This window comes from Kitasatospora sp. NPDC059599 (genome assembly GCF_042735125.1).
GTDB lineage: Bacteria > Actinomycetota > Actinomycetes > Streptomycetales > Streptomycetaceae > Kitasatospora.
In genome coordinates this window covers 21,460-28,254 of sequence record NZ_JBHWCL010000132.1, presented here as the reverse complement: position 1 = coordinate 28,254, position 6,795 = coordinate 21,460, and the positions used below count along the sequence as shown (strand labels likewise).

Sequence of the window (6,795 nt, the reverse complement as noted above, 5' to 3'; positions counted from 1 at the left end):
GCCCCGGGGTCATGGGGCCCGCCCGTCGTGTACGTCCCGGACGTCGTGCGTCCCGGGCGTCCGGCGCCCGGACGACTGAGGGCGCCCGGGAGTCGCCCGTCCCGGACGCCCTCAGTCGTCCGGGTCCTCGTCGTCGTAGACCTCGCTCACGTCGAACCGGCAGATCAGCAGCTGCGGATCGGCGTGTTCGAAGGGCTCCGGCAGCCACTCCCCGGGCTCCGTCGACTCCGCCGCCGCGACCCAGAGCGTCGAGTCCGCCTCCTCCAGGCCGAACTCCTCGCTGCGGGCCGCGATCTCGTCCGGCTCGTACTCGCCGAACAGCACGCCGATCGCGGCGTTCACCCCGCCCGCGCCGGCGCCGCCCGGGGTCAGCGACTCGTCCAGCCGTTCGGCCTGGGCGCGCAACCGCTTGGAGTCGACGACGTGGTAGTCGCGGCGGATCAACACGCTGATCGCCTCGGGCTGTTCGGGGCCGTGGTACCCGCCGGGCCCCTCGTCCCCGGGGATCTCGAAGGGCGTGACCTCGTCGTAGGCCTCGTACAGGAGCTGGTCGTAGGCGATGGCCGCCGTCGCGAGCTGCTCGTAGGCGGCGGACACGGCGGGATCATCGGCTGCGTTGGGGCTTGACACCGCTTCCAGATGACGGTCGATGGCGGCCTTGACCGCCTCAGCGGCGGCGCGTACCTCGGCAATGGTGGGCTGCGCGGCATCAGACATGGTGCAGACGCTATCTCCCCGCGGTGTCGGTACGCACAGCGGTTGTCACCTACACCCGCGATTTCACCGCAACTTCCCCCCTGATGTCCGATCTGCACACGTACGTCCCCCTGCGGCACCGGCGCGGGACCGGCGCAGAGGGCGCGCGACGGGGCCGGCGGGGCCGTCCGGGGACCGCTTCGCGCGCCGGGATCGGGGTATCCCCTCCACAGCAGCAACAGGACTGATGCACTGTCAGTCGACCGCCCGGGCCGGGAGCCCCCGGGCCGCCGCTTCCACACGGGAGGACGGCCGGAAATACCCGGGCCGACTGTCCGGGGCAGGCCGTAGGCTTGCCGGCAGGTGATCCCCAGGAGGAGCGTTTTGATCCCACGCAAGCCGGTCCGGCAGCCGGAGTACGAGTACCAGTCACTGCGCATGCCGCGCGGCACCACGCGCAATGCGGCACGCCAACTGCTCACCGAGCACGCCGAGTACGGGCACTGGGAGCTCGACCGGCTGAGGCTGTTCCCCGACGGCAGCCGGACGGTCCGGCTCAAGCGGAGGATCATCCGCCAGGTCCGGAGCTGGTGACGGGCGGGTCGTCCCGTCCGGAGCGGGGGTCCACCCGAGATCCTCGGACACCCGCGGCCGCCCGATCGTCGGGCAGCCGCGGGTGTGTCGTTTCCCACCGAGGGTGTGCCGTTCCCACCGCGGGCGCGTCGTTCCCGGCGCGGCTGCGCGCCGCCGCGGGTGAGGACGCGCGGGTCCGCGGCCTACCGGGTCAGCGGGCCCCGGCGCGGGCGCGGCGGTAGAGGACGCCGCCGCCGAGCAGCAGGGCGAGCCCGGCCGCGCCGAGCAGCTCGACACCACCGGCACCGGTGGAGGCCAGCTGGGCCGTGGCGGGGGTGGCCGGCGCGGCCGGCGTGCGGTCGGCGACCGGGACGGCCTGGATGCTCGGAGCGCCGGCCGGGGTCGTGGTGGACGGGCCACCGGTGCGCGGGATGCCCGGGACGGTCTCGCCGCCGGTGTGCGGCGGGGTCGGGTGACTGGTCTCCGGGCAGTCGTCGCTCGGCTTCGGGGCGGGCTTCGGGGCGGGCTTCGCGACGTTGGCGCAGTCGTTGCCGAAGGCCGGGTTGGCGACGCCGACGACGTCCACGGAGTTGCCGCAGGCGTTGACCGGGACGTGGACCGGGGCCTGGATGCTGTTGCCGGAGGCGACGCCGGGCGAGCCCGCGGCGATGCCGGAGGCGGAGGAACCCGCGGTGGTGGTGCCCCGGCTCCCGCCGGTGCCGGAACTCGCGGTACCGCCCTGGCCGCCGTGGCCGGACTGACCGGCCTGGCCGGCCTGGGGCGCCGCGTGCCGGCCGCCGCTGACGCTGGCGCAGTGGTTGCCGAACGCCGGGTTCAGCACACCGATCACGTCGACCGTGTTGCCGCAGGCGTTGATCGGCACCTCGACCGGCACCTGCACCGAGTTGCCCGAGGCGACGCCGGGTGATCCGACCGCACCTCCCTGCGCCTCGGCGCCCGCGTAGGCGTAGCCGGCGGTCGAGGCCAGCACACTGCCGGTGGCCACGGCCGTGAGGATCCCCTTCTTGGCTACATTCCTCATGTTTTCCCCTGACGTTTTCGAGACGACGTAGTCGACCTTGACATGAACCTTATGAAAGTCGGAATTTTGATATATCCGTAAATCACGCAAAGTCTTCGGCTGCACAGGAGTTAACGAGAGGCGAACGGGGAGGTTGGGCCGAACGCGGCTTCTTCACCCGATCGAGCGATCGTGTCGGCGGGTATGTATCCGGGCCCGCCGGGCATGTATTCGGGTTCGTCCTGCACGCACCCCGGGGTCACCCCGCACGCGCCCGGGGCCGCCGTACGCCCGCCCGGAGCCGTCGGCCGTGCGGCCGGCCGGCCGACGCACGCGAAGGCCCCCGGGCGGCGCGTCCGCCGTCCGGGGGCCGGGTCCGGTCCTCTCGACGGGCCTCGGCGGCCCGGAGGGTCGACTCAGACGTTGGCGCAGTGGTTGCCGAACGCCGGGTTCAGCACGCCGATCACGCTGACGGTGTTGCCGCAGGCGTTCACCGGGACGTGCACCGGGATCTGGATCTGGTTGCCGGAGACGACACCCGGGGAACCGGCGGCCACACCCTCGGCACCCGCACCGCCGTGAGCGGACGCGACACCGGCGGCGGCGAGCACCAGGCCACCGGTGGCGGCGGCGACAGCGGCGATCTTCTTGACCTTCATCATTCCTCCTGTACGGACAACGCAACCCGTTCGGCGGGCTGCACAGGGGTGAACGACGCTGCGGCAAACGGGGTACGGAACAGATTTCCCATTCACCCGCAACGGTGAGGTCTCGCACACATAGTCGGCCCAGATTTCAGGGAAGAATCGTTTCTGTCGATCTCCCTCGACCCGTCCCACAATCATTCGCTCCGACAATGCGGTCGGCCCGCCCCCGACACCTCGGGAGCGGGCCGACCCAGTCGTCTGATCAGCAGGCGTCGATGAAGCGGTCCAGCACCCGGACGCCGAACTTCAGGCCGTCCACCGGCACCCGCTCGTCCACGCCGTGGAACATCCCGGCGAAGTCCAGCTCCGGCGGCAGCTGCAGCGGCGCGAAGCCGAAGCAGCGGATCCCCAGGTCCTGGAAGGACTTGGCGTCCGTCCCGCCCGACAGGCAGTACGGCACCGCCCGGGCGATCGGGTCCTCGGCCCGCAGCGCGGTCTGCATCGCCTCGACCAGCGCCCCGTCGAAACCGGTCTCGATCGCCTTGTCCGAGTGCAGGCTCTCGCGCTTCACGCGCGGACCGAGGACGCTGTCCAGCTCGGCCAGGAACTCCTCCTCGTAGCCGGGCAGGAAGCGCCCGTCCACGTGCGCGGTGGCCTGCCCGGGGATCACGTTCACCTTGTACCCGGCGCCGAGCATGGTCGGCTGGGCGGTGTTGCGCAGCGTGGTGCCGATCATCTTGGCGATGCCGCCGAGGACGCGCAGCGTCTCGTCCATGTTCTCCGGGTCCAGCTCGACCCCGAGCGCGTCCGACAGCTCGTCCAGGAAGGCCCGGACGGTCTTGGTGATCCGCAGCGGGAACTGGTGCCGGCCGAGCCGGGCGACCGCCTCGCACAGCTCGGTGATCGCGTTGTCGTCGTTCTCCATCGAGCCGTGGCCGGCCCGGCCCTCGACCGTCAGGCGCATCCAGTGCATGCCCTTCTCGGCCGTCTCCACCAGGTAGAGGCGGACCTGGTCGTTGACCGTGAAGGAGAAGCCGCCGACCTCGCCGATCGCCTCGGTCACGCCCTCGAACAGCCCCGGGTGTTTGTCCACCAGGTAGCGCGCCCCGTAGGTGCCGCCCGCCTCCTCGTCGGCGAGGAAAGCCAGCACGATGTCGCGCGGGGGCTTGCGACCGGTGCGCAGCCGGTCGCGGACGACCGCCAGGGTCATCGCGTCCATGTCCTTCATGTCGACCGCGCCGCGGCCCCAGACGCAGCCGTCGGCGATCTCGCCGCCGAACGGGTCGTACGTCCAGTCCGCCGCGTTGGCCGGCACCACGTCGGTGTGGCCGTGGATCAGCAGGCCCGGGCGGGAGCGGTCCTCGCCCTCGATCCGGACGACCGTCGAGGCGCGGCCCTTGGCCGACTCGAAGATCTGCGGCTCCAGCCCGAACTCGGCGAGCTGCTCGGCCACGTACTCGGCCGCCTTGCGCTCGCCCGGACCGGAGCCGTCCCCGTAGTTGCTGGTGTCGATCCGGATCAGATCGCGACAGATCCCGGCGACTTCCGACTCAGCCGTCACCTTCGGCGCCGCCGACTCGCTCCGCTCGCTCACGGTCACTCCTCGTCTCTGGCCCGCACCGACGCACCAGCGCGCCACCCCCGGGACCTGCACCCGGGCCGTACGAGCACGTCCGTCCATCCTCCCCCAGCCCCCGGGCCGGATCCACCCCCCGCACGTCCTCGAAACCCCCTGGTCACGCCCCCGCCACACGCCGCCCCTTGCTCCCGCCACCCGCTCCGCACCCCGGCCGGGAACCGTTTTGGGAGCCCAAGCCGATCTTTGCTACAGTTACATCTGTCAGCGCGACGGACGAGAGATCGGAAGCCGCGAGGGCGACACCCAGTCCGGGTGGCGGAATGGCAGACGCGCTAGCTTGAGGTGCTAGTGCCCTTTATCGGGCGTGGGGGTTCAAGTCCCCCCTCGGACACCGGCAGGAACCCCAGATTCGTCTGGGGTTCTTTTCGTTTCAGGGCCCGGTCGGCTCCTTTCAGGGCCCGGTCGGCCCGGCGGGCTCGGCGGGCTTGATGTTCTGGTTGACCCGGAAGACGTTGTCGGGGTCGTACTTCGCCTTCAGTTCGGACAGCCGCCGGTAGTGGCCCTCGCCGTAGGCGGAGAGGATGCGGCGCTCGCCCTCGTCGACCAGCTCGTTGACGTAGACGCCGCCCGAGGTGAACTCCTGCAGGGTGTCGTAGACCGAGCGGCACCAGTCGGTGTTGGCCCGGTCGTCCCGCTCCTCGGTCCAGCCGCCGAGCAGGGTGACCAGGAACCCGGGGGCGCGGTGCGGGTAGGCGGTGGCCTCCGGGGCGACCCGGGCGACCTGGCCGCCGAGCAGCATCAGGCCGATCTGGGACAGCTCCGACGTCCGGGACCGGTACCCCTCGGCCAGGGCGGCGAGGGCCTCCTCGGTCACCGTGTCGACCATGAACGACCGGGTGTAGTAGCGGCGGTGGTGGGCCATGTCGGCGTCGGCGAGCTGCTGCACCTCCGGGTACGGCAGGGTCTCGGCGGTCCGCAGCACCGGCTCGGGGCCGAACCCGGCCAGGGCGTCGACCAGCGCGTCCGTGTCCCCGGCCGGTGCGGTGTCGACGTAGCGGACGGCGATGCCCGTCGAACCGTCCTCCAGGTCGAAGAACCCGGCGGCCAGGCCCAGCCGGTCCGGCGCGGTGGCGGCGAACGCGGACAGGCCGCGGGCCACCGCCGCGTGGTCGGCAGCGCGGTAGGCCACGACGCCGGTGCGGCAGGCGCCCTGCGGGTGCAGCCGGTACTCGAAGGAGGTGACGATGCCGAAGTTGCCGCCGCCGCCGCGGATCGCCCAGAACAGGTCGGCGTCGTCCTCCGCGCTCGCCCGCCGCACCTCGCCGTCGGCCAGGACGACGTCCGCCGCGACCAGGTTGTCCACGGTGAGCCCCCGGGCGCGGCACAGCCAGCCGATCCCGCCGCCGAGCGTCAGCCCGGCGATGCCGGTGTGCGACACCTGGCCGCCGGTGACGGCGAGCCCGAACCGGTAGGTCTCGTCGTCGAGTTCGGCCAGCAGCAGGCCGGGCTCGCAGATCGCGACGCCGCGCTGAAGGTCGACCCGGATGCCCTTCAACCGGCTCAGGTCGACGACCAGGCCGTCGTCGATGGTCGAGTGCCCGGGGTAGCTGTGCCCGCCGCTGCGCACGGCGAGCAGCACGTCGTTCTCGGTGGCGAAGCGGACCGCGTCGGCCACGTCGGCGGCGCCCGCGCAGCGCACGATCAGGCCCGGGCGGCGGTTGAAGTAGCCGTTCCACACCAGCCTCGCCCGGGCGTACCCCTCGTCGTCCTGGGCGAGCACCTCGCCGCGGACCGCGGCGCGGAGGGCGTCGATGCGGTCCTGGTCGACGGGCTGTCCCGAGCGGTTCTTCAGCGTCATCGGTGACTCCTGTGGGTCGGAGGGGGTGGCGGTCGCGGGAAGGGGGGCGCGGCGGCGGGCGTCAGACCGCGGCGGTCCGGGCGGAGATCAGGGCGGCCAGGCCGGCCACGCTGCCCGCCTCGGCCATCTCGTCCTCGGGGATGCGGGCGCCGAACTCGCGCTCCAGGATCACCGACAGCTCCAGCAGCACGAGGGAGTCGAGGTCGAGGTCGGAGAAGGCGGTCGTGGCGGTGAGCTCGCCGTCGAGGGAGAACTTGTCCTGCAGGATGGTCAGGATGCGCTCGGTGATGCGGTCCATCGTCTGTCCTTTCACACGGGTTGCACGGGTCGCACGGGTCGTACAGGTCGCTCCGGGTGCACGGGGTACCCGGGACGCCCCGGGCGGGGCACGGGGCGGACCGGGAACGAGCGGGGCGCCGGG

Annotated in this window: 7 protein-coding genes and 1 tRNA gene; 2 read left to right on the top strand and 6 right to left on the bottom strand. The window is 72.2% G+C overall.

Annotated features, from left to right (window positions below; translation table 11 throughout):
- Positions 1–111: 111 nt before the first annotated feature.
- Positions 112–717, bottom strand: coding sequence for a hypothetical protein (locus ACFV04_RS33645; RefSeq protein WP_380349139.1), 606 nt, complete (start codon positions 715–717; stop codon positions 112–114).
- 366 nt (positions 718–1,083) lie between these two features.
- Between ACFV04_RS33645 and ACFV04_RS33640 the strand changes: the two genes are divergently transcribed.
- The gene (locus tag ACFV04_RS33640) at positions 1,084–1,290 is read left to right on the top strand and encodes a DUF5703 family protein (RefSeq protein WP_360261758.1); all 207 of its coding nucleotides are present in this window, start codon (positions 1,084–1,086) and stop codon (positions 1,288–1,290) included.
- Between the two features lie 190 nt (positions 1,291–1,480).
- On the opposite strand, the gene ACFV04_RS33635 is transcribed toward ACFV04_RS33640, so the two are convergent.
- From ACFV04_RS33635 to ACFV04_RS33625, 3 genes are all read right to left on the bottom strand, one after another.
- Positions 1,481–2,311 (bottom strand): chaplin, encoded by an 831-nt coding sequence (locus ACFV04_RS33635; RefSeq protein WP_380534632.1) that lies wholly within the window; start codon positions 2,309–2,311, stop codon positions 1,481–1,483.
- A 395-nt stretch (positions 2,312–2,706) separates the two neighbouring features.
- Positions 2,707–2,952, bottom strand: a complete 246-nt coding sequence (locus tag ACFV04_RS33630; protein WP_360261694.1) for a chaplin — start codon at positions 2,950–2,952, stop codon at positions 2,707–2,709.
- 247 nt (positions 2,953–3,199) lie between these two features.
- A complete protein-coding gene (locus ACFV04_RS33625) occupies positions 3,200–4,531 on the bottom strand; it encodes a M20/M25/M40 family metallo-hydrolase (protein ID WP_189921032.1) in 1,332 nt (443 codons plus the stop codon).
- Between the two features lie 291 nt (positions 4,532–4,822).
- On the opposite strand from ACFV04_RS33625, the gene ACFV04_RS33620 reads away from it, so the two are divergent.
- A tRNA-Leu gene (locus tag ACFV04_RS33620) sits at positions 4,823–4,907 on the top strand.
- A gap of 60 nt (positions 4,908–4,967) precedes the next feature.
- Here the strand turns inward: ACFV04_RS33620 and ACFV04_RS33615 are convergent.
- Together ACFV04_RS33615 and ACFV04_RS33610 are read right to left on the bottom strand one after the other, a co-directional pair.
- A complete protein-coding gene (locus ACFV04_RS33615) occupies positions 4,968–6,374 on the bottom strand; it encodes an FAD-binding oxidoreductase (RefSeq protein WP_380349143.1) in 1,407 nt (468 codons plus the stop codon).
- Positions 6,375–6,435: 61 nt separating this feature from the next.
- Positions 6,436–6,672 carry a phosphopantetheine-binding protein gene (locus tag ACFV04_RS33610; RefSeq protein WP_360261703.1) on the bottom strand — a complete coding sequence of 79 codons (237 nt, stop codon included), beginning with the start codon at positions 6,670–6,672 and terminating at the stop codon, positions 6,436–6,438.
- Positions 6,673–6,795 lie beyond the last annotated feature (123 nt).

Bases quoted from the DNA above. Each gene is read 5' to 3' on its own strand.
- ACFV04_RS33615 (WP_380349143.1), bottom strand. From the start codon at position 6,374: ATGACGCTGAAGAACCGCTCGGGACAGCCCGTCGACCAGGACCGCATC.
- ACFV04_RS33630 (WP_360261694.1), bottom strand. From the start codon at position 2,952: ATGATGAAGGTCAAGAAGATCGCCGCTGTCGCCGCCGCCACCGGTGGC.
- ACFV04_RS33635 (WP_380534632.1), bottom strand. From the start codon at position 2,311: ATGAGGAATGTAGCCAAGAAGGGGATCCTCACGGCCGTGGCCACCGGC.
- ACFV04_RS33610 (WP_360261703.1), bottom strand. From the start codon at position 6,672: ATGGACCGCATCACCGAGCGCATCCTGACCATCCTGCAGGACAAGTTC.
- ACFV04_RS33645 (WP_380349139.1), bottom strand. From the start codon at position 717: ATGTCTGATGCCGCGCAGCCCACCATTGCCGAGGTACGCGCCGCCGCT.